The organism is Polynucleobacter sp. UB-Raua-W9, assembly GCF_018687435.1.
In the GTDB taxonomy this organism is placed as follows: domain Bacteria; phylum Pseudomonadota; class Gammaproteobacteria; order Burkholderiales; family Burkholderiaceae; genus Polynucleobacter.
Window position 1 is genome coordinate 1,080,825 of the sequence record NZ_CP061290.1, and the last position, 20,016, is coordinate 1,100,840.

At 42.9% G+C, this 20,016-nt stretch carries 20 protein-coding genes and 1 tRNA gene; 3 read left to right on the forward strand and 18 right to left on the reverse strand.

Going from position 1 to position 20,016, the window contains the following annotated elements:
- Position 1: 1 nt before the first annotated feature.
- Positions 2–1,225 (reverse strand): HD domain-containing phosphohydrolase, encoded by a 1,224-nt coding sequence (locus AOC07_RS05600; RefSeq protein WP_215356994.1) that lies wholly within the window; start codon positions 1,223–1,225, stop codon positions 2–4.
- A gap of 139 nt (positions 1,226–1,364) precedes the next feature.
- On the opposite strand from AOC07_RS05600, the gene AOC07_RS05605 reads away from it, so the two are divergent.
- Entirely contained in the window at positions 1,365–1,859 is a 495-nt protein-coding gene (locus tag AOC07_RS05605; protein WP_215356996.1) for a hypothetical protein, read from the forward strand.
- Positions 1,860–1,869: 10 nt separating this feature from the next.
- Here AOC07_RS05605 and AOC07_RS05610 read toward each other — a convergent pair whose 3' ends face one another.
- The 4 genes from AOC07_RS05610 to dusA form a co-directional block, all read right to left on the reverse strand.
- The gene (locus AOC07_RS05610; protein WP_215356998.1) at positions 1,870–2,817 is read right to left on the reverse strand and encodes a hypothetical protein; all 948 of its coding nucleotides are present in this window, start codon (positions 2,815–2,817) and stop codon (positions 1,870–1,872) included.
- Positions 2,814–3,947: a glycosyltransferase family 2 protein gene (locus tag AOC07_RS05615; protein WP_251371640.1), complete on the reverse strand. Its 1,134-nt coding sequence runs from the start codon at positions 3,945–3,947 to the stop codon at positions 2,814–2,816. Before AOC07_RS05615 ends, AOC07_RS05610 begins: the two co-directional genes overlap by 4 nt.
- A gap of 313 nt (positions 3,948–4,260) precedes the next feature.
- A tRNA-His gene (locus AOC07_RS05620) sits at positions 4,261–4,336 on the reverse strand.
- 67 nt (positions 4,337–4,403) lie between these two features.
- Positions 4,404–5,486: a tRNA dihydrouridine(20/20a) synthase DusA gene (gene dusA, locus AOC07_RS05625; protein WP_251371641.1), complete on the reverse strand. Its 1,083-nt coding sequence runs from the start codon at positions 5,484–5,486 to the stop codon at positions 4,404–4,406.
- Positions 5,487–5,774: 288 nt separating this feature from the next.
- Here dusA and AOC07_RS05630 point away from each other — a divergent pair, with 288 nt between their 5' ends.
- Positions 5,775–6,575, forward strand: a complete 801-nt coding sequence (locus AOC07_RS05630; protein WP_215357001.1) for a flagellin — start codon at positions 5,775–5,777, stop codon at positions 6,573–6,575.
- Positions 6,576–6,697: 122 nt separating this feature from the next.
- Here the strand turns inward: AOC07_RS05630 and AOC07_RS05635 are convergent, their stop codons facing one another.
- From AOC07_RS05635 to AOC07_RS05670, 8 genes are all read right to left on the reverse strand, one after another.
- Positions 6,698–6,958 carry a hypothetical protein gene (locus AOC07_RS05635; RefSeq protein ID WP_215357002.1) on the reverse strand — a complete coding sequence of 87 codons (261 nt, stop codon included), beginning with the start codon at positions 6,956–6,958 and terminating at the stop codon, positions 6,698–6,700.
- Between the two features lie 21 nt (positions 6,959–6,979).
- Positions 6,980–7,363 (reverse strand): translational machinery protein, encoded by a 384-nt coding sequence (locus AOC07_RS05640; protein WP_215357003.1) that lies wholly within the window; start codon positions 7,361–7,363, stop codon positions 6,980–6,982.
- Between the two features lie 114 nt (positions 7,364–7,477).
- Positions 7,478–8,290: an EH signature domain-containing protein gene (locus AOC07_RS05645; RefSeq protein WP_215357004.1), complete on the reverse strand. Its 813-nt coding sequence runs from the start codon at positions 8,288–8,290 to the stop codon at positions 7,478–7,480.
- Between the two features lie 83 nt (positions 8,291–8,373).
- A complete protein-coding gene (locus AOC07_RS05650; RefSeq protein ID WP_215357005.1) occupies positions 8,374–9,210 on the reverse strand; it encodes an OmpA family protein in 837 nt (278 codons plus the stop codon).
- Positions 9,211–9,242: 32 nt separating this feature from the next.
- Positions 9,243–10,841, reverse strand: a complete 1,599-nt coding sequence (locus AOC07_RS05655) for a hypothetical protein (protein WP_215357006.1) — start codon at positions 10,839–10,841, stop codon at positions 9,243–9,245.
- 83 nt (positions 10,842–10,924) lie between these two features.
- Positions 10,925–11,320, reverse strand: coding sequence for a surface-adhesin E family protein (locus tag AOC07_RS05660; protein WP_215357007.1), 396 nt, complete (start codon positions 11,318–11,320; stop codon positions 10,925–10,927).
- 66 nt (positions 11,321–11,386) lie between these two features.
- The gene (locus AOC07_RS05665) at positions 11,387–11,920 is read right to left on the reverse strand and encodes a helix-turn-helix domain-containing protein (RefSeq protein ID WP_215357008.1); all 534 of its coding nucleotides are present in this window, start codon (positions 11,918–11,920) and stop codon (positions 11,387–11,389) included.
- A gap of 262 nt (positions 11,921–12,182) precedes the next feature.
- Positions 12,183–13,781 carry an EAL and HDOD domain-containing protein gene (locus tag AOC07_RS05670; RefSeq protein WP_215357010.1) on the reverse strand — a complete coding sequence of 533 codons (1,599 nt, stop codon included), beginning with the start codon at positions 13,779–13,781 and terminating at the stop codon, positions 12,183–12,185.
- 275 nt (positions 13,782–14,056) lie between these two features.
- Between AOC07_RS05670 and AOC07_RS05675 the strand changes: the two genes are divergently transcribed.
- Positions 14,057–14,446 (forward strand): surface-adhesin E family protein, encoded by a 390-nt coding sequence (locus AOC07_RS05675; protein WP_215274061.1) that lies wholly within the window; start codon positions 14,057–14,059, stop codon positions 14,444–14,446.
- Between the two features lie 25 nt (positions 14,447–14,471).
- Here AOC07_RS05675 and AOC07_RS05680 read toward each other — a convergent pair whose 3' ends face one another.
- From AOC07_RS05680 to AOC07_RS05700, 5 genes are all read right to left on the reverse strand, one after another.
- The gene (locus tag AOC07_RS05680; RefSeq protein ID WP_215274062.1) at positions 14,472–16,049 is read right to left on the reverse strand and encodes a PAS domain-containing protein; all 1,578 of its coding nucleotides are present in this window, start codon (positions 16,047–16,049) and stop codon (positions 14,472–14,474) included.
- Between the two features lie 61 nt (positions 16,050–16,110).
- A complete protein-coding gene (locus AOC07_RS05685; protein WP_215357012.1) occupies positions 16,111–16,485 on the reverse strand; it encodes a response regulator in 375 nt (124 codons plus the stop codon).
- Positions 16,482–18,329, reverse strand: coding sequence for an ATP-binding protein (locus AOC07_RS05690; protein WP_215357014.1), 1,848 nt, complete (start codon positions 18,327–18,329; stop codon positions 16,482–16,484). The genes AOC07_RS05685 and AOC07_RS05690 overlap by 4 nt, the downstream gene beginning before the upstream one ends.
- A gap of 42 nt (positions 18,330–18,371) precedes the next feature.
- A complete protein-coding gene (locus AOC07_RS05695; protein WP_215292108.1) occupies positions 18,372–18,866 on the reverse strand; it encodes a GAF domain-containing protein in 495 nt (164 codons plus the stop codon).
- A gap of 35 nt (positions 18,867–18,901) precedes the next feature.
- Positions 18,902–20,011: a response regulator gene (locus AOC07_RS05700; RefSeq protein ID WP_215292110.1), complete on the reverse strand. Its 1,110-nt coding sequence runs from the start codon at positions 20,009–20,011 to the stop codon at positions 18,902–18,904.
- Positions 20,012–20,016 lie beyond the last annotated feature (5 nt).

The window sequence follows — 20,016 nt, forward strand, 5'->3', positions numbered from 1 at the left end:
TCTAGATAGACTCAATAATTTCCTGCAAAGAATTACCCTCTTTCATTAATTCCAGTGCAGCATCAACTACTTTGGAGTCTAATTTGATGCCTGCTTCGGCACTAATTTCTTCCATGGCCGCATTAAGCCCACGAGCTGGGCGATATGGACGGTGGGTAGCCATCGCCTCAATAGTATCGGCCACTGCAAGTATTCTTGCCTCTTGGATAATTTGATCACCAATCAGACCTTTGGGATAACCGCTCCCATCCAAGCGTTCATGGTGCTGATGAACCATCTCTGCAATCGGCCACGGGAATGGAATGTCTTTAAGGATCTGAAATCCAGTTTCAGCATGCTCTTGCACCATCTTCATTTCTAACTCCGTCAGATGTGTTGGTTTGGTCAAAATTTCCGCTGGTACAGCCACTTTCCCAATGTCATGAACCATGGCAGCCATATACAAAGCTTGAATAGTATCGTTATCCATGCCCAACTTTCTAGCTAGAGCAATGCTAATTTGAGCTACCCGCTTTTGATGTCCAGCGGTATAGGGGTCACGCCACTCCATGGTTTTAGACATAGCTTCAATCGTAGAGCGTAAGGCTCCCGCTAATCGCTCTTGGGTCTGCTCTTTTTCATGAATCTGTATATCTAATTGATGTTGACGCTCAATAGCACGCAAGCCAAAGCCTATCTCATGCGCAAGACTTTCGAAAAGCATAACTTCATCCGGCCCAAATGCATTCGGTACAGTTGAATAAACCAAGAGACAGCCAAAGGGATGGGCTTGGCCATCGGGTATTGGACAGCCGATAGAAGAACGAATGCCATATTGATGAGCCAGCTCACGCCATGGAGCAAATCCAACATCCATTTCGACATCAGCCAGTACGACCGACCGATTAGATCTAATACATTTTCCAGCAGGGCCCATTCCGGATGGTTTTTGATTAGACCAACTCATAACTAGATTTTGAATATAAGCAACGGCTGAGCCAGCGCCACCTAAAACTTTGACGGTTTTTTCTTCATCATCGAGAGCTTGACCAACCCAAGCTACAGCATAAGGGCTTTGCGCCGCAATAGCATTACAAACCTCTTCGATCAGCCTGTCAGTAGAGTCCGCCCTGGCTAATGCTGCCGCTGCTTCTGATAGCGCAGAAAGGGCCCAACTACGCTTTTCAAGTTGAAGGCGTAGCTCACTTTCAGAACCACCCTGGCTACTCGGCTTTTTGTCAATCATCCTTTTATTATCAATCGAATCATTGTGAATAAATCAATTTAATAGAAATATTCTTAAATAAAGAAGCATCAATACTGCTAAATGCCTTGCTTTGAAAGTCAAAGCAGAGGATTATGGATAAACAACAATTGGGTGAGAAATGAAAGAAGATATAGACAAGATTTATGCGAAGCTAGTTAGCCTGGAGTCTGAGGTGAGCAACCTACGCCAGGGCTATATTTTGGTGAATCAGCAGTATACAAAGGCGCTTGCTGGACTAAAATCGCTCACTAATAGCGCTCTCGAAGCCGCTAAACGTTCTGCAATAGCAGCAGAAAAGGCTTTATTAGCTGCAAAAAATTCCGCATTAGCGGCCAAGCTAGCGGCATCAGAAGCAATTGTTGCTGCTGCAGAAGCAGCAGCAGATGCAGCAGCAGCATCAGCAGAGGCCTCTATAGAGGCAGCTGCTGCAGCCTCTGCAGCAGCCTCGGCCGCAGCTGCTGCAGTCGCCACTCAAGCTGAGGAAGCTTCTATGCATGCTTCAGCTGAAGCAGCAGAAGCCACAAGGCGCGCTGCTGAAGCGGCAGCAGAAGCAGTTCGAATGTCTAATGCAGCAGCAGAATCGGCACGAAACGCAAGAAAAAACAGTAAGTAGTCTGCTGAAACTAAAATGGGAAGATTATTTCTTCCATCACGTAACGATAGAAGTAATTTGGCCCCAAGAAACCTGCTGACTTACCATAACCCACCCTGGTTTTAAAGTAATAACTAGTGGAAGCTACAGGGCTTGTAGCCGCAAACTCATAGAGCTGGGTTGTAGTGCTGCCATCTTGATTGACTTTTTGGCGCCCCACTCCTGCTGTACCACTGAGCATCCACCCTGAAATCCTTTTTCTTGCCCCAAACGCAATCATCGTCTCGGTATAGTGATCTGGATTGAAATAATTATTCGGCACGGTGATATTGGTATCTCGATATTGCCTAAACCGTAATTGCGCAGTTAATCCATAATCGGGTACCAAATCATAGATGAGCTTGGCACGCACTATTGGCCTTGTATTGGTATCTGAAAAATACATATTACCTACCATTCCTATGGCTGTCACACGCTCTAATACTTGTTGTTCAACACTTGCAGCGCCCAATGTGTAGTAGATGCCATTATTTAAGGAGTTCTGCGTTTCAACACGATCACGATTGAGCATCAACTCTGCTTTCGTAGAGTCTGTTACGCGAAAGCCATAGTTACTATCTGTAGTAATGAGTTTGTGACCGTTCTCTAGGTTATAGCCAATATTCGCGTTATAACCCAAGCCTGTTCGCGGATTGATTGCTTTCGTTAACAGCGTATAAACTTCCGCTGAGGAGTCCCAGCCGCTTTGTGTAAAGTAATTATGTTGATAGCTAACACCAGTATATTTTTCACCATGCTCATAGAGAGGTAAAAATCCCGCATTGTATTTATAGGTAGAGAACCCTTCGCTATCTGAGGCAATATATACATTGGGAGCTGATATTGCCATTTTGCTTGGGGGTAACTCTTCAGCCTGAGCAATAGATATGAATAACAAGATACTCAAATATGATTGGACACCCATCACAAGAGATTTCATTTGGTGCCCCAAGATTTACGCAGCTTGAAAATTTCAGAAAAATAACCGTACACACATGCTGGCTGCAAAATTAAGCCATAAGCTAATACATAGAAAATAAAACCTAAAATATTGGCTCTCACTTTGAGGTGCTCATCACTAAACATCCTCTTACCCTTTAAGAACATTTGCCAATTGAGAAGAAATGCCATAGGCAGCAAAGATAAAGTCATAGGACCGACGATCCAGTAAACACCAAAACACGCTAAAACAATTCCGGGTATAAACCCAAAGGTGAAGGCAATATCCATGAATGGAAATAAGGTGTTCCACCACACATAGAGCGTGGAATATCTTGCCCTGAATAAGATGGATGGATTCTCTTTAAAAGCTTCAATTAAGCCTCGAGACCAACGGCGCCTCTGATGGATAAACTTACTGAGCGTATCTGGGCAATCGGTGAATGCTAATGCATCCTCAGCATGTCCTACTCTATAGCCTGCAGAAAGGATTTTCCAGGTGAGCACAATGTCCTCACCAACCATTTCAGGCCACCCACCTAAGTCCATGACTGTTTTTCGATCATACAAAGAGAATGCGCCTTGAGCAACCAAGGTCCCTTGAAATAAGGACTGAATTCGCTTGATCGTAGCAATGCCTAAAAAATAATCCCATTCCTGCGCTTTGGTAATCCAATTTTCTCTGGAGTTTCTAATTAAGATCTCGCCAGCAACGGCTTTAGTATTCACTGGATCAGAAAGATAGCGGCCAACGAGATGTCTCACTCCATCTTTCAGAATATAGCTGTCAGCATCAATTGAAATAATGATGTCTGTTTTACATTCTCTTAAACCATGATTGAGTGCGGAGGCTTTACCCCCGTTGTGACCTAAATCAATTAATTCTAAGTTTTGATGTGAAGCCTTTAGAGTAAGAACTGAGTCAACGGTTTTATCGCTTGAGCCATCATTAATAACAATAATGCGTATAGTCTCTGGATAGTCCTGTAAAAAAATTCCTGATAAAGTTGAGGCAATTGATTTTTCTTCGTTATACGCAGCAATTAATACCGTTACGGGTGGATACCTTTGCTGATCTATTACCTTAGGTCGTTTATCTAAGAATAAAGCCATTGCGACAAAGGCATTCATGAATCCTGGGATGATCGCAATAAAGGTAATCAGGAAATAAGCAAGATAAATGCCTATTTCATGACTCAAATCTTCATACCAGGGCTGGGAATACCAAAAGGAGAATCCCATCCAAGATAGGGAGAATCCGAGGGAAGTAAAAAACTTTGTTCTAACTGAAAAATACAAAATAGTATCTATTTTAAATATCAATAATTCAGGATAAACCCTTAAGGGAAATCAAGTCGATTATTTCAAAAATATATATTTAATACTTAGAGGCAATAAAAAAGGTCCTCAATACAGATCGGGAGCTTTTATTAACTGAATTTGATGGGGCGAACGACGGGGCTCGAACCCGCGACAACCAGAATCACAATCTGGGACTCTACCAACTGAGCTACGTCCGCCTCTGAAGAATTAGATTATAGCTTTTTGCCCAAAAACCTGTCAAAAACGCTGTTTCTAGGCCCTTACTTAAGCACTTTCATACTCAAAAGCTGCCCAATTCCCTAGGGTAAGGCTGGCATCAATGAAGAAATCCACAATCGCTGCTTTACTCTGAACTTTAGCTAGAGCGTGGTGATCTGAAAGGCGCTGGCGCCAATATCTTGAACCTGCTCTACCGTGAGCCAATCCCAGTATGTGTCTTGTGAATGCGCCAATATAAAAGGGTTTGTCTTTGGCTCTGCATTCATCAAACCAGTTCTGTACTTGAGTCACCAAGGCGATCTGAATTCGGTGCCACTCAGTTTCACTAAAGAGATAGCCTGCTGCATCACCATTGGTGTTGATCAAATCATCCCAGCCCAATAGCATTGCCGGGAAATGGTATGCCGCCCTACCAATCATGAAACCATCAAAGTCATCCCAATGGCCAGCAATTTGCTCATTAGTTTCTAAGCCCCCATTGAGCAAGACTTTGAGATTTGGAAATTGTTTTTGCGCATCCAGCCTTAGTCTTGCAGCCACTTCATAACGTAGCGGCGGCTTACTGCGATTCTCTTTTGGTGAAAGCCCTTTGAGCACAGCATTGCGCGCATGAATCGTAACCTGGCTCGCACCGGCATCCGCTACTGCCAATATGAAATCCAACGTAAATTGATAATCTTTTTCTGAGCTAGATGCATCCATCGAGTCTAAGCCGAGACGATGTTTTACCGAGATCGGAATATCCACCGCATTCCTCATTGCTTTAACACAGTCAGCAACTAAGCTAGGTTCAGCCATGAGGCAAGCGCCAAAGGCACCACGTTGCACTCGCTCTGAGGGGCAACCACAATTGAGATCGATCTCGTCGTAGCCCCACTGCTGCGCTAGCTCTGCTGATCTTGCTAAGTCATTTGGCTCTGAACCGCCTAGCTGGAGAACAACTGGATGCTGATCTTGCGAATAATCTAAATGGCGTGGCACATCACCATGCATCAGTGCGCCAGTAGTCACCATCTCGCTATAGAGCACTGCATCTTTAGTAAGTGTTCGATGAAAAGAACGGCAATGTCTGTCGGTCCACTCCATCATGGGGGCGACTGCTAATCTTTTTTTTACTGTATTTTCCACGTGCTCTTTTAATTATTGAATGATTACTGCTTACTTAATTTTATGAGAAAAGTTTGAAGTTATTTTGCCTACGCTAAGCTTACTTACTGAAGTAAATTTTTGGCAAATAATCCAAAGAAGCCCCTTAAATGGAAAGACCTAAGGCCCCGTAACGGGCACTTTGCTAAATAAACATATCTAAAACCTCAAGTTTTCCTTAAGTTTTCCGTAATTCGATATGTAGAGGCATGGTTTTAAGCGAAATTTATGATTTAATGGTTTTAGGCCATTTTCATAGGAGCGTATCTCATGTCCACCTTAATTCCTAAGCTTTCCCCAATTCTGACGAATGCCATCAACACGGTTCAGGAAAACATTAGCAAAACACAAAACAAGCTTGCTACTGGCCTGGATCCTGAGATCAGTGGCACGAAAGCAAGTGTAATTTTATCGTTATCGTCGGATATCACGACCTGGAAAACCAGGTCAACCAATCTTAAATTGGTCGATGATATTGTTAGCGTCGCTCAAACAGGCCTTACCTCAATATCCACTCTTCTTTATCAGATGAAGAATATTGCTACATTGGCTGAAACCACTACTGGAGCAAGCGATCTCGCTAGTCTTAGTGCAACCTATTTAAGCCTAGCTACACAAATACAATCAACTGCAAATAGCGCCTCTGTTAATGGCAGCAACCTTCTAAACACGAGCTCTAGTATCACCATTTATCCGGCATTAAGTTCTTACACCACTTCAACCATTTATGGGTATAACTTTGCAACTGTGGGCACAACCCTAGCAGGGTCTTATACCTTCAGTACCGCAGCTGACGCCGCAGCCAAAGTGACAACATTAAGTGGCTACATCACTACCCTGTCCACAGTACAAACATCATTAAGCGCCTATAGCGATCTTTTATCGGCAACAGCAACTGCAGCAACCTCAACCGCTGACGGACTAACTTCGTATATTTCCGACTTGCACGGAATTGATACAACTGCCTTACAAAATAGCCTGCAAACTTACAATAATCAGCAGAGCATCGATTACTACTTGGTTGGCCAAATGAATGCGGCGGCATCTGAAGAATTAAGAATTTTCAGATGATGCTATCTATATTTTAAAAAGGTGATGTCTCATTCATCTCTAAATACCCGCCTGAAGAGTAGTTTAGGTTTTAGAGATCTGTGCCGTAGTGGCTCATCACTAGATGGGACTTTCAGAACTTACTAAAACTTACTAAGCTTTGTTTCTAACTCCACGGCTAGATCAAGAGCTCCCATGTAGCCAGACTTCAGGTGGGCTGGCAAATCAGGGTCGCCCACCATAGTCCCAAGCGTCTCCACTAGACTATAGACAATGCCTTTTGCTGCACCAATGGCAATTGACTTGTTGGAAACCGCCTCATCAATATGGTTCACAGCGTCTAAGAAATAGTCGTGACCTGGAAGGCCATCTGGACCCAGCTCTGTATTTGATTCTTTAGTCATATTGCCCCCTGTATAGCTTGCTTAAAGCATCTGATCTACTTTGTAGAAAAACTTGCGTGCATATGCCAGAATTTCTTTATCACTAGGATGATCAACGGTTTCTACGCCAACAATCTTTTCAGCAATCTTGGCGTCGTGTTGATGTGCATGCTTGATTAATTCTAGCTTAGCAGAGCCTGGTCCGAGAATCAGAATTTCTTTGGATTCGTTTACGGCTTGAAGCACCGAGTGAAGATATTTGGAATCTAGCGCTACTTTTCCGCTACCCATCTCATTTGCCTTGTGATGTAAGTGGGTATGCGTTGATTTGCTGTGAATGATTTCTGCCTCGCTAGCAGCTTCACTTAAAAACATCACGTGCGCTTCTTGATGGTCGATCCAAATAACTGCATGATTTAATGACATATTCTTCCTATGGGTGATCCTAATTTTGGCCTTATTAATATATAAGCTACTGGGCCAGCATACTCCTGCTATGAGGAAAAAACATCTCAAGAGTTGATTTAAATCACTAGAAAATTACTCACTAGATTTTGTATTGAGCCAGCCCACCAACACCTGAACCGCTTCACTACTGATACCCTGCCACTGCTCTTGATCAACCCTGGGGTCACCAAGGACACTCGTCAGTTTTGCGCTCATAGCTGTTTTGAGGTCCTCTGGTGGCTTAAGCCCTTTCCAGGCCAGCAGCAAGGCATCGGTAAAAAGTATTTTGGTTTCGGGATAGCGAAATTGATTTTGGGCTTGAATGCCCCAATCAAATGCCAGGTGGATATAGTCTGTCTGTCGTCTTTTTTCTTTAGGGAACCTCAACAATTCAATTAAGGCACTTTGGGCAAAGACAGTTGCTGGAAATCCTGACCATAGATCAAATTGATTAATCCACCCCATCAACCCCCGTTTTGTTTTGAGGATGGATTCAGCAATGCATTTAGGTCCATCCGCAGTACTGAAGAGATTTAAATCATGGGTCAAGGAGTTGAGGGCAGTGCCAGATTTAATGGCACCACCGGTAAAAAAACCTTGCGCTACGTGCGCTAGCTTTTCAAATACAGGGTCATTGGGCTTAAAGTGATAGAGATAAACATAGAAAAGGGGCTCAGCCCATTTCATAGCCCTCTTGGCGATCTTGAGAGAGCGTGGCAGATGCATCTCAAAATATTCATTTAAATAATCAGATCGATTGGATAGTCTACGCTCTGGCTCAAGCCAAATGGCATAGGGAAAATAACGCCAATAGCGTTGATCTACTTGATGACCCGAAAGCTGTGCCAATGAGAAGCGAATAAAAGTACGCTCACCTACCGCAAAAATATCGGGTGGGAGGCCCATTCTTTCAATCGATATTTTTTGTGAAGCAATCCTTTGCACAGCACTAGCTAGCAGGGGAAAATCTTCTGGTAATACCGCTAAGGTCATTTTGACAATATAGGCTTGCTATTCGGAGCCTGAATTGCATTACTGCTTGGTGTAAGAGTAGCTGCAGGCATTGTTGGGGCTGTTGGAGTGCTAGCAGCATCTAAAGCCTCTCTCGCCGCTTTGCCTTTTTTAGAATCCGGCTTGAACGCTAAGATAAAGCGCAACTCTACCCGCCGGCTTTTTTCCGCATCTTCTAAGCCGAAGCTTTTGACTACCCGCTTATCGGCATAAGAGCTAATACCAAAAACATCTAACTTGCGCTCATTTTGATAGGACTGAGGCTTGCCCTCAGTCAGCACTTCGTAAACTGCACGTGCGCGATCTAAACCCAGGTGCCAGTTGGTGTAATTACCCTGTTGAAGCGGCTTAGAATCAGTATGGCCTTCAATAAAAATAGTTTCAATCTCTGCCTCCTCATCATTGGGCGGGCAATCTAATGGTCTGGCTGCTCTTTCTGAGTGGACATAGCAAGGCAGAATCTTAATTAAAGACTCTCTTGCCTTTTTTAATGTCTGAGTGGAATTGTCATTCAGAACAGCGCTGTTAAACCCAAACAAAGCATCTGCTGGTAAACCAATGACGCCCGATTGTGGATCAATCACTACATTCAGACCGGCCTCTTTAAACTTTTGCCCGATGATCAACACGGCGCTAGCAAGGGGATCATTCACACTCTCGCCTCTTTGAATAGAATCGACCCGCTGAGAGAGCATCACCACCATGATGATGAAAACAAACAATAAGCCAATCATCAGATCACTTGCCGAAGCAAGATAGCCAGCTTCTTCAACCTTTTCAGATTGTTTATTGTGGCTTGATGGTAAAAAAATCATGGTGCTGTTCTAACTTTGATGGAGATATCCGTTTAAGTCTTTGGCAGTGACTCAACAAAATCATCCATGGTTTGCTCTAAGGTCGTGATTGTTGTGTGAATTGAAGAAATCGCCTGGGCTAATTTTTCATCTAATTTAAAGTGCAATTGCACTACCTTATTGGAATAATCCGATACACCCGTCGTCAAATGATTGACAGTTTGATCAATCGAGCTCTTGGTTGATTCAAACTCGGTCCTTAAAGAACTGAGCGCCGCACGAGAAGCATCGGTTCCAAGCTTAATTTCATTTACAGCGTCTTTGAGGGCGCTGGACATTGCAGGAATGCCTACCCCGAACTCTTTGCTAATTATTTCTTGAGAAGCCACAGTGCCATCCAAACTGCGGGCTATCAAACCAAGAGACTCAGTGCTAGATTGGATTTTTTGCACAAAGGAATCAACATTGACAATCACTTTATCAATACCATTTACAGAGCCAATCAATCCACCCAATACAAACTCCAATTTGGTAGCACCTTCGCTGGTGAACTCTTTCGCCCTTTGCAAACCAGACTCTAAGCCAAGCATAGTTTCATTGGTCTTGGTAACTGTCTTTTCTAGGGCGCTAATAGCACTACCAAAAGAATCGCCCGCATGCGCAAGAGAGACTCCAGCCCCTACCCCAGCAATATTGAGTTTTTCAGTGACCTCAACCAGGGTTTTTCTGAATTGCTCCATTTCTTTTGCAGAGTCACCCTTAATCGCTTCTAAGAATTTCTCCATGATATTTTTCAAGGCTTCTTCATTAATACGACTAATCCGCTCCGTTAAATTATCGAATGCATCAATCAACTTCACGCTAAGATCATTAAATAAAGGCTCGAGTGCATTGCCGATCGCCTTGGAGATGGACAGTGCAAAATCTGTTTCAAATCGTTTTAATTGATTAACTTGTTCACGGTTTTGCAACAGCATTTCATGGAACATTCCAAGCTGCGCTTGAATGACTGCTTGTGGAGCATTATCAGGAATCATTGCTCGGAGCTGAGTCTGTAAATCATCAATTGCTGCTTCTAGCTTTTCAAGTGTAAGTTTGGCGGCCCAGTTCCAAACTAAGGAAGTGAATAAGCCCGCAATCGAGGTAATGAACTTGCCACCTGCTGTTGCAATCAAACCCTTGAGAGCGGCATCGCGAGACTCTTGATTACCCGTCATCGCCTGACCTGCGTCATTTAATGCTAATGCCAGAAAGATGAAGGTGAACATCAAACCTACACCGATCAAAATATTCGGCATGGTTTCATACAGCGAGAGATTAATTTTGCCAGCCAGGATATTTCTGGCTGTCCAAATATCTGAGTAAGGCTTTAAGCAGTATTGCTTAGAGCCCGAATCCCCTCGAATGGTAATAAGATTTCTTGCGCTCTCTTGAAGTAAATCGATAATTCGATTGTTTGTTGTGGATCCAATAGCCGCTGTAAAAATATCTCCGTAATCCGCTTCTTTGCCATTGAGCCCACCACAAAGGTCTTGAATTTGAGCACTAGATTGGAATATTACTTTTGACCAAGACCAGTACAAAAAAGCAGCTACAAGAAGAATACCAATTGCAATGCCGATGGGTAGGTATAGATTGACTGGTGTTTGCATGGTTTAGCGGAAATTAAAAGAATAAAGAGATGTTACAAGATAGATTCATTGTGAACTTTGAGCGATATTTTGCATAAAGCTAGTCATGAAGCGCCCTTACAAACGCGCTTCATCACAACCAGGCCAAGTGTGCCCTCTGCAACCGGAGCAAAGGAATAGGGGTGTTTATCTTGATAAACCACATTGCCCTCACCCATCGACTCTGAAAACCACTTACTAGAAAGAGCTCTTTGGAGCTCTTTTTTGCAGTTGTACTCAATATAAGTTCTGAAGGATTGATAAGGGTAACGATCTTTATCAACAACCAACTCCTTGCTTTCATTGACCAATACCTTGACCTTGACAAGGCTTTTATTTCTTTGAATAGCCTGAGCATCAATATAAACAGAAATATCTTGATTGGCCGTCACCTTGGTCCAATCAGCGTTAGCCTGACCAGCAAGCAAAAGCATCCAAAATAAAACAAGTTGCTTAATCATGCAGCAATTTTTCTGCGAATTCATTGTGCTGAGGGTGCTGGACATAAATCTCAGTTTAGCTTCAGTTTAAGCAACATTGAGGTATGGGTTGAGCAGCCAATATCCGAGTCCGAGCGCCGCAATCAAAACCAATAAAACAGCAATGCGTTTGAAGATTGAATTGGGTCGGCTAGTTTGCGGCAGCTCAATACCTTGAATTGGTAATTGCGCAGAGCTTTTTTTGCGAATAATCTTTTGAATCAAGCTTGGTTTTTCAAACTTTAGCTCATTGATCATTTTTTGAGCCAGCATGGCTTCAATCTCTTTGAGCTCTTTTTGCTCCCTGAGCGCTTGAATGTCATCATCAACTACTGCTTGGCTTGCATCAAATGCTTGGTCATCCGGCAGTCCCAGGATTTTGGCAACCTTTTGAGCGCTTGAATATTTAATCATGGGCGAATAAAACGCGCCCTGCTCTTTGCCTTCAATTTGCCGAATTTGACTATTCGAAAGTATGGCTTGATTTGCTAACTCTTCGATAGATAGGCCACGCTTTTCTCTAGCAACTTTAAAGTTCTCGCCGAGTATTTTTGGCAATGGATTATTCTGCTTGTCGGACACCAAAATCTCCTAAAAGGGTTAGCAAAAAATGAATTGCATACCCAACAACGCCATTACTTAACCAAACAATATCGAATCATTTTTATGAGCAGTATCGACGATGAATAGTTGGCCCTGAAATACTAGCCTACTGGACATTGCCCATAATAATCATGAACTTAGGATAGTGTATACACTAATTATCACAATGCAAGTATTTCAATTGGATGACAATTTCGGGCCAATTAAGCAGCCGTCTACAAGCGTTGGGCCCCGCTAGCCCTTAAGCCAACTCCTCATCTGCCGAATTAGCACTCTCCCAAACATCCTCTTCAGGCGCAAACTGGGTTTGGGAAACAAAGTTTTTAATTGCCAATAGTGAATCTTGGGCGACATCATCCAAGGTCACCGTCTTTAACTCATCAGAGCATAGATGGCGACATTTCTCTAAATCGCCCACTTCCGCAGCTTCAGCTAGGGATAGCAGTTGCCCCAAAATACCGGAACGATCGACAATCGCATCTACGACGACACCGGGGAGATTGAAGTGGGATAGCAGTTCGCGAGCTGGCTCATCAAAGAGGTTGTCAATTAAAGATAGTCCACCAACCAAGAAAGCTAAATCAGTAGAACCCAAACCCCCACCCGCACCCAACTTGGTGGATAAGGACTCCATAAAGAAGGCTCGAACACAAACGAGCTGTAACAAGGGCGTCGCATCTAAAGCCACCTTAGCTTTAGCATCCGCATAGAGCAAGAGCTGAGTCCAGCGGGTAATACGCTTGATGCCAGAGATGACTGCAGCATCTCGGACATTCTCAGGCTTTTCACGTTTCCTGCGTGAATCAATCTCAGCAATAACCATCAGATGCTTAGCGACGACTGGGTTAGACTCAATTGAGGCTACCAAGTCTTTAAGTTCCGGGGATGACAGCAGCAAAGTTAATAGCTGCAATAACTTGCGATACTCCTCACCCCGATGCAAAGAAAGTTCAGGGTCGGGTTTCACAAAGTAAAAGCCTTGAAATGCATCGCATCCCAAATCTCTTGCTTGATGGAAATCCTCTGGCACATGGACATTGGTCGCAATGATTTGCAAAACCTTGCTACCATCCTTTGATTTTTCATCGCGCGGCAAAGGTATACCTTTGCAGTAATCAATCAGACTAGATGGCTTGGCAACCTTTTGCAGGTCTAATTTGACATAACGAAATTTGGGCAAAATATCATCTAGACCATCAACCACTTCCGTTAAGCCGGTTAAAACGAATTTATAGCCAGCACTTCTCAATCTCTCAAGCTTTTGCAGAATTTCAGGAACCGGAGGACCCTCAGCGTCGTCAAGTTCTTTTTTGGCCTCAGAAGCTTGAGCAGTCTCTTCAATCTGTTTCGCTTCAGCGTCAATAGCACCCAAAATTTCTGCAAGATCAATTTGCAAGGGAAACTTCATTGCCGGAAAACCTCTAAGCTCATCACCCAGCTGGTCTGCACGAATATTGATAAAACCCAAATGTTGTCCCAGAGATTGAGTTACCCCCTTGGTCTTTAAAGAATAAAAGATTTCGGAGAGGGTAACTTGAGTCACTTCCTTGCCATCATCATCCCTGAGATTGACATCAGTCACTTCTTCTGGATAGCTAACTTCTGCCTTGGGGTCATCCGCTAAGCGCTTAGCAATTTGCGCTAAGACCTCAGCGCGATCGTTCAGTCGTTTAGCTTTCAGAGTGGTGCCCGGTCGAAAGAAAAGTTCATAGCCAATAATCGCCTGCTCTCTATTAATAATCGGCTCACGTCCAAGATAAGGATTTTCAGGCACAATTTTCTCAGGACCTCTAGGGGCCTGAATCGGTGCAGATTGTGCTTTTTTCTTAAAGAGTGCCATGGCAAAAAGGGGTGTCAAACAAGTGATGCGATCGCATCATTTTTACCACAATTATATGCAGCTTTAACCCCTGATCCGCACCAAAACGAGACGCTAAGGCCCCCATGAGAGTCTTTCTAGGTGATCTTGTATACCCACTTTTTATATAGGGGAAAATAAGAGTATAAGTTTAACGATAACCCAAGCTATTGAGAATTCTGTATTTCATATTCATCATAAAATACAGAATAGAATATTTTTAGTCGTACGCTCTGACGGTAAATGAAAGTACATCAATGAAAAAATTAGCTGCAATGATTCTGTGTTTCTTTAGCTCTGTGGCTATGGCCAATTGGCTCGAACTTGGTAGCAATGATATTGCTGTTGTCAAAGTTGATACAAGTACGATTAAACGTGGCCCCTACTCCATTCAAGCATGGGTTTTATTTGACCTTAAAAAACCGCAACAAATTTTTGAAGGTGATCGAGATGTGTATTCTGGGGTGGCGTTTTATGAATACGATTGCACCGAGAATAAGGCGCGTTTTCTAGAAAAATATGCCTACACTGAAAAAAATGGCCAGGGCGATCGAATCTTTTCATCCAACAAACCAGAAAATTGGCTGAGCATTCCACCCAACGTATTAAATTTCAAAGTGTTTAATTATTTGTGCCGGCCTAAATAAGCCACTAAGCCTGGTTGGCTATGGTTTAGTTGCGACGCTCTTGAACTAGCACCAAATCAAAACTAAATGTTGAACCATGCCCTTCAGCGCTTTGGATATCGAGCTTGCTGCCCATCATCTCCAAAATGCGATTACTAATTGTCAGACCCAATCCAGTGCCACCGAAACGCCGAGAAATTGAGCCATCGGCTTGAGCAAATGGCTCTAGTATTTGCTCCTGAGCTTCTGGCGAAATACCAATTCCGCTATCTTTGATAGTAAAGCGCAGCGTTAGAGTGGAATTTTCTAGTTTGAGCTTCTGAATCGATAAATCTACTGAACCAAATTCGGTAAATTTAATCGCATTACCAATCAGATTATTAATCACCAAACTCAGATTAAAAAAATCGCCAATTAGTTGAGCGTTGGATTTTAAGTCGCAAGTAAGATTCAACTGCAAACCCTTGGCCTTGGCACCTTCTAAAAACAGACTGCGCACTCTAGAGAAAAGATCTTCAATAGAAAATGGCGCAGTATTGATATGCCCTTTATTAGCCTCTAATTTAGAGAAATCGAGGATCTCATTCACAATTTCAAGCAAGAGCTTGGCGGAAGATTCAATTCCAAGAAGATATTCTCGCACCACTGGACTTAATGGCTCGTATAAGGCCAAAGCAGATAGACCGATAATCCCAGTCATAGGAGTACGTATCTCATGAGACATATTCATGAGAAATTGAGTTTTGACATTCAGGGCAGCTTCGGCATCCATCCTCGCCTTGAGCAGTTCAGTAATATCCCAATTGGTACCGACCATGCGTACTGGTTTATTGTCAGCATCTCTTTTAACAACAGCTAAGCCTCGGATAAAGTGAATGCTGCCATCAGGCCAAACAACTCTAAATTGGGTATTAAATTCACTGGCGCCTTCGAGGGCTTTATTTATACGTAACTCAGCATTTGCCCTGTCATCCGGATGAAGCCTATCAGCCCAGTCAGCATAAGAACCAGTAAGCTGATCCTGGGTAATGCCATACAAAATGCACATTTGGTCATCCCAAACCAAGCGGTTATTAAAAAAGTCAAAATCCCAAATACCGACAGCGCCAGCCCGGGCCGCCAGCTCAAGGCGATTCTTGGTTTCAATAATGATCTGCTCGGATAATTTGCGCTCAGTAATGTCCCGCTGAATTGATACCCAATGGGTAAACCAACCCGCTTCATTGGCAATGGGAAAAATATTGAGTTCTTGCCAAAACTCTTCACCATTTTTTCTGTAATTGATTATTTCTTCACGTATATGCTTCCACTCCTTAAGAGCTGCAAAAATTCTGCCCTTCGTCTCTGGGTCAGATCTTGGGCCTTGAAGAATGCGAGGATTTTTTCCCAACACCTCATTTGCCAAATATCCTGTTTCCCGCACAAAAGCCTCATTCACATACACAATTCGTGGCTCTTGGTTGTCAGTAGGAATATCAGTAATGACAACAATATCGTTGGTATTTGCAATAACAACCCCAGCTAGTTTTGCAAATTCCTCACGACCCAATATAGAAAAAGATTGCTCTTCGGCTAACTTTGCCGCTGGAACGGTGATATCTGAAGAATGATTAGAGCTAGTCATACTGTCAAATTATAGGTTGGCCTATCAATTTGGTAAAACTTTATTCTAGGGAATTGATCATTTAGGAAGCGGACTTTTGCAGTGTAGATGCAATCGTGCTGAGGAAGTCTTTAAAACCGATGGGTTTCTCTATTAGGCTATTAAAACCAGCATCCATAATGGCTTGCTTGTCCTCTTGCATGACTGAAGCAGTAAAAGCAATCACAGGAATGGCAGCATAGCGATTATCAGAGCGCATAAGCTTCAAGCAATCAAAACCGCTCATACCAGGCAGCTGAATATCCATTAATACCAAATCTGGAACTTGCTTTTCAAGTTGTCCTTGTAAATCCTCGCCACAGTCAATTTCACTGGTCTCGTAACCTGAAGACTGCAAAATGTCTTTAGCCAAACTCAAATTTAACAGGCTGTCATCGACTATTAATACATGGGTCATTCTGAAGCCTTTGATTCCACTTTAGGAATAAAGAATGTAAAGCTCGAGCCCTCACCCAATGCTGAGTCAAGCTTGAGCCAACCATGTTGTAGATCAATCAGGCGCTTCACAATCGCTAAGCCAAGACCAGTACCCTCAAGCTTTCTGGTGTAATGATTTTCAACCTGCTTAAATTCTTCAAAAATCTTCTCTTGATCCTTAGGATCAATGCCAATACCAGAGTCCTTAACTATGACTTGGATGCCAGCCTCAGTACTTTCTGCTTGCACCACAATCTCGCCACCTTCAGGGGTAAATTTAACAGCGTTAGTTAAAAGATTGAGCAAGATTTGTTTCATTTTTCGCTCATCAGCATAGATCAGGTTTTCACCTTCGCTAATATAAACATAGAGTTTTAATTTATTCTTCTTGACTCGTTCAGACACAATCGCGACACAAGATTGAATGGCTTTATTGAGTGAAAAAATTTCCCTGAAGACATTGACTTCACCAGATTCAATCTTAGATAGATCCAAAATATCATTGATTAAATCCAGCAAATGTTTGCCTGAGTTATAAATATTTTTGACATATTCAGTCTGTTTGGGATTGATATCACCAAAGATTTTTTCTTTGAGAAGCTCTGAGAATCCAATAATGGAATTGAGGGGGGTTCTCAGCTCATGCGACATGTTGGCTAAAAACTCAGATTTATGTCGATTTGCATTTTCTAATAAAAGATTACTTTCTTGTAAGCGAATTTGATTTTTCTCAAGCTCCAAAGTGCGCTCACGCACCTTACTATCAAGCTCCAAGTTCTGATTCTCAATAATTTTCTGGGACTCTCTTAGAGCACTTTCAGCCTTACTAATTTGAATCAGCTCATTATGAATTTGCTGATTCCGATTCAAAATCATTTTGATAAAAATGAATAGCAAGATTAAGTTGAGAATGGCGATCAGCCAAATTGAATAGAGCGCTCTGAGCCAGGTCTTGAGGTAGATAGTGTCAGCAACTACGGGCGTAACAATAAAAGGGAAATTGGCTACGCGCCTTGGAGCCACGATGCGAACCTCAGAAAGTCCATCTTGAATGACCCTCTGAGAACTCACTTCTGCAACCACGTGATCAATCCCTTGTTCTGACATCAGTTTCTTAGTGCTACTGGTCAAAATTTGTTTACCAACTAAATCTTCCTTAAAGGGATATGAGGTCATTAAAGAGAAATCGTCGCGATACAAGGCAACCGAGGCACCATCCCCTAGATTGCTAATCACCTTCTTATAGAATTCAGAAAAATTCTCTGCTGAGACTCCAATTTGCAAAGTGCCAATAAAATCTCCATTGGGAGACTGCAGTCTCTTAGCTACATAAAATACCCATTTACCGGTGCCTTTATTTTTAACAGGGATACTGAAATAAATTTTCGCTTCTGGGTGGTCTCTAAGCCACTGAAAATAATCACGCTCCGATAAGTTAATTGATGGTGGCGGATAAGATCTTGAGAAATTAGCCACGCTTCCATCTACTAGAGCAATTGAGGCCACATCAATTAAGGGGTTTGAGCTAATTTTTTCCGCAAGCAATAAGTGCACTGATTTTTGGGAGGCATATTGCTTTAATGCTGCCTCACTAGTAAGGCTACTTTGCGGCAAGGCACTATAAATACTCTTGAGCGCAACTTCTGCCGAGATAAACGTTTGCGCCGCGTGCTCTGATAATGTCAGGGAGATATTATCTGTTTGTTTCTTCCAGTCTGATTCCGCATTGAATTTCAAATAAAAACTGGCGGCTACAGCAATCGCAACAATTAACAAACCCAGCGCTACACCAGAGGCGATAATAACTAAGCGGTTACTTTTCAATTGATCGCCTGCAATTCAGAGAATTTTTTGGGACTATCACGCTTAGCCGGCAAAGTGAGATATGAGCTCTTGCTCAACTACCAGTGCAAGATCTTTCAAATGTTCCTGCTCTTTTTCAGAAAATATTCTTGGCTCAGTATCGATAATGCAGAGCGTGCCAGCGGCCAAACCGCCGGGTAGATAAAGCGGTATTCCAGCATAGAAACGGATAAATGGTTTGCCAATCACTAAAGGGTTATCTTTAAAGCGGCTATCCTCTAGTGCATTAGGGATCAGAAAAATACCCTCACCTAAAATCGCATGCCCACAAAAAGAAATATCCCGCGGGGTTTCTGAGGCATCTAAACCGCAACTAGATTTAAACCACTGCCGGTCTTTATCAACCAATGAAACGAGTGCAATCGGTACATTAAATACGGATCGCGCTAATTTAGTAACCCGATCAAAACGCTCTTCAGGTTCAGTATCTAGAATTTCTAACTGGCGCAAGCCGGCAAGTCTTTCTGCTTCATTTTGCGGATTTTCGGGTGTCTGCATTTCTTACTCCCAATCAAATGGATTGAAGTGGATTGCTACTGAGCGATTTTGAAAGCCTCAATGGATTTATCAATATCTTTAAACATAATAGACCCACGGGGTTTAACACCAGAATCTGCATTTAAGCGAGACTGAGTCCGCATATCCAAGAGGATTTCACCAGCCCTGGCTTCACGGCATAACCGAGAAACAATTTCAGTGACTGCGCCAATCGCTGTATAGTCCTCCCGCCCTTCAAAACCCATCATACCCAAGGTGGCAAAGCCGGTTGCAACACCAACCCCTAGTGATAGAGATGGGTTGTAGCCCTTTTGGACCCAGCGAGTTTTGAGATTACTAAAAGCAGTTTGAAATCGTTTTGCAAGATTGATTGCCTGCATTGGGGCGTTATCAACTGGAATGGGATCATTAAAAAAGATAACGATTTCATCGCATGAAAAACGCTGTACCGTACCGTTAAATTGACTAATGAGTTTGCCTAGAATTTGATGAAACTCACTCAGAATGATCATGACCTCTTCAGGCTCTCTTTCCATTACCAAATTACCAAAGCCACGCAACTCAAAAAACACAATGGTGATTTCTTTACGATGCGGCTGTAATATATCTTCTTGTTTATCAGCCACAATTTTGGTGGCGACTTCAGTGGGCAAGGATCTCTTTAACTTATTCAAGCTTTCGATTTCTTGTACTTGCTGCGCTACTTTCTTCTCTAAATCTTGATTGAGTTGCAGTAACTCACTATTTTTATCAGCAATCTCTTTTTGCAAGCCGGCAATGCGCAGCAAGGAATCGACGCGCGCCAGTAACTCGGCCTGATTAATCGGTTTGCTTAAAAAGTCATCTGCTCCAGCTTCTATGCCCTTGACCTTCTCACTGGAAGGATCAAGCGCTGTCAGCATGACCACTGGCAGCAATGCAGTTTGTGGTTTCTGACGGATAGCTTGGCACACTTCATATCCAGACATCTCCGGCATCATCACATCTAGCACCACGAGATCTGGAATGGATTCCTCTATTGACTTAAGAGCCTCGGCCCCACTAGATGCCGCTTTTACAGCGTAGTCACGGCTCTCCAATACAGCCTTTAATAAATCAATATTTTCGGCAGTATCATCAACAATTAGGATATTGGTAGGTTTCATAGCTT

Bases quoted from the DNA above. Each gene is read 5' to 3' on its own strand.
- AOC07_RS05600 (WP_215356994.1), bottom strand. From the start codon at position 1,225: ATGATTGACAAAAAGCCGAGTAGCCAGGGTGGTTCTGAAAGTGAGCTA.
- AOC07_RS05605 (WP_215356996.1), top strand. From the start codon at position 1,365: ATGAAAGAAGATATAGACAAGATTTATGCGAAGCTAGTTAGCCTGGAG.
- AOC07_RS05610 (WP_215356998.1), bottom strand. From the start codon at position 2,817: ATGAAATCTCTTGTGATGGGTGTCCAATCATATTTGAGTATCTTGTTA.
- AOC07_RS05615 (WP_251371640.1), bottom strand. From the start codon at position 3,947: ATGAATGCCTTTGTCGCAATGGCTTTATTCTTAGATAAACGACCTAAG.
- AOC07_RS05630 (WP_215357001.1), top strand. From the start codon at position 5,775: ATGTCCACCTTAATTCCTAAGCTTTCCCCAATTCTGACGAATGCCATC.
- AOC07_RS05635 (WP_215357002.1), bottom strand. From the start codon at position 6,958: ATGACTAAAGAATCAAATACAGAGCTGGGTCCAGATGGCCTTCCAGGT.
- AOC07_RS05640 (WP_215357003.1), bottom strand. From the start codon at position 7,363: ATGTCATTAAATCATGCAGTTATTTGGATCGACCATCAAGAAGCGCAC.
- AOC07_RS05645 (WP_215357004.1), bottom strand. From the start codon at position 8,290: ATGGGCCTCCCACCCGATATTTTTGCGGTAGGTGAGCGTACTTTTATT.
- AOC07_RS05650 (WP_215357005.1), bottom strand. From the start codon at position 9,210: ATGATTTTTTTACCATCAAGCCACAATAAACAATCTGAAAAGGTTGAA.
- AOC07_RS05655 (WP_215357006.1), bottom strand. From the start codon at position 10,841: ATGCAAACACCAGTCAATCTATACCTACCCATCGGCATTGCAATTGGT.
- AOC07_RS05660 (WP_215357007.1), bottom strand. From the start codon at position 11,320: ATGATTAAGCAACTTGTTTTATTTTGGATGCTTTTGCTTGCTGGTCAG.
- AOC07_RS05670 (WP_215357010.1), bottom strand. From the start codon at position 13,781: ATGGCACTCTTTAAGAAAAAAGCACAATCTGCACCGATTCAGGCCCCT.
- AOC07_RS05675 (WP_215274061.1), top strand. From the start codon at position 14,057: ATGAAAAAATTAGCTGCAATGATTCTGTGTTTCTTTAGCTCTGTGGCT.
- AOC07_RS05680 (WP_215274062.1), bottom strand. From the start codon at position 16,049: ATGACTAGCTCTAATCATTCTTCAGATATCACCGTTCCAGCGGCAAAG.
- AOC07_RS05685 (WP_215357012.1), bottom strand. From the start codon at position 16,485: ATGACCCATGTATTAATAGTCGATGACAGCCTGTTAAATTTGAGTTTG.
- AOC07_RS05695 (WP_215292108.1), bottom strand. From the start codon at position 18,866: ATGCAGACACCCGAAAATCCGCAAAATGAAGCAGAAAGACTTGCCGGC.
- AOC07_RS05700 (WP_215292110.1), bottom strand. From the start codon at position 20,011: ATGAAACCTACCAATATCCTAATTGTTGATGATACTGCCGAAAATATT.